Here is a 1,196-nt window from a genome sequence, read left to right on the forward strand (position 1 = left end):
TCGAGATAAATCTGCGCGAGAGTATTTTAAATACGCGCAGAGTTTGGATAACGAGCAAATCTCAGCTTGGGGGATTGAACTTGAAAGGGACAAAGGTGAATTGGTTTATCCGCTAAGTCCGTCACTACGCATTTTGATGCCAATTTCAGTGAATGACGTTCGACAGGGTTACTTAGTGTTGAATGTCGATATCGAGTATCTGTCATCCCTTCTCAACTATTCACCAGTGCGAGATTTCCATATCGAGTTGGTTAAGCACAAAGGCTTTTACATCGCGAGTCCTGACGAGTCGCGCTTGTATGGCGATATTATTCCTGAGCGTTCTCAGTTTAATTTCTCGAACATGTATCCAGATATATGGCCGCGAGTGGTATCTGAGCAAGCGGGGTACTCTTATAACGGTGAACATTTGATTGCGTTTAGCTCGATTAAGTTTGTCTCCAACGAGCCTTTGCATCTCATCATCGACCTCTCGAATGAGCAGTTGTCAAAAAGAGCGACGCGCGACATCAATGACCTTATTCAAGAATCCTTGTTTGTATTAAGACTTGTGCTGGTTTTCACTTTGCCAATTACCGCGTTGGCGCTGCATTACCGTCGTCATAGTGTGGAATCGAAGTTAGCCCGTGCCGCACTCGATGGTATGACCGCCGTCATGATTTCTGACGCGTCGCTTCGCATCATCATGGTCAACCAAGAGTTTGAAAACATGATGGGTTATTCTACCGAACAAGTGAAAGGCTCAAATGCCCATAGCCTGATTTTGCTTCCTGAAGACCTCGAAGAGACGCTAAACATTTGGAATAAGTTAGGGCGCGAGAATGTTTGGGAAGGCGAAGTACGCTGCCGTACCCAATTGAATCATGTGTTTACGGCGATCATGCGTATCCAAGCGAACTTAACAAAGTCCGGTAAAATCAGCTATTACATCACTTCGCTGGTGGATATTTCTGAACGTAAAGCGTTGGAAGAGCAGCTGCGCAACTTAAGTGAGAAAGACGGTTTGACTGGACTGTGGAACCGCAGAAAGTTTGAAGAACAATTAACCCACTACGCGAATATTGTAGAACGTTATCCTGATACACCGACGACGTGTTTGGCTTTGTTTGATATTGACCACTTTAAACGTATTAATGACGAGCTTGGCCACGACGAAGGAGACAAGGTGATTTGTAGTGTCGCAGAAACCCTCCTAG

The 1,196-nt window shown here is 45.1% G+C and carries 1 protein-coding gene; it reads left to right on the top strand.

Going from position 1 to position 1,196, the window contains the following annotated elements; translation table 11 throughout:
- Nucleotides 1–1,196 (top strand): diguanylate cyclase (locus R7Q47_RS25370; protein ID WP_318090111.1); only part of this gene is annotated, 1,196 nt, incomplete at both ends.

Source organism: Vibrio sp. Vb0349, from assembly GCF_033338975.1.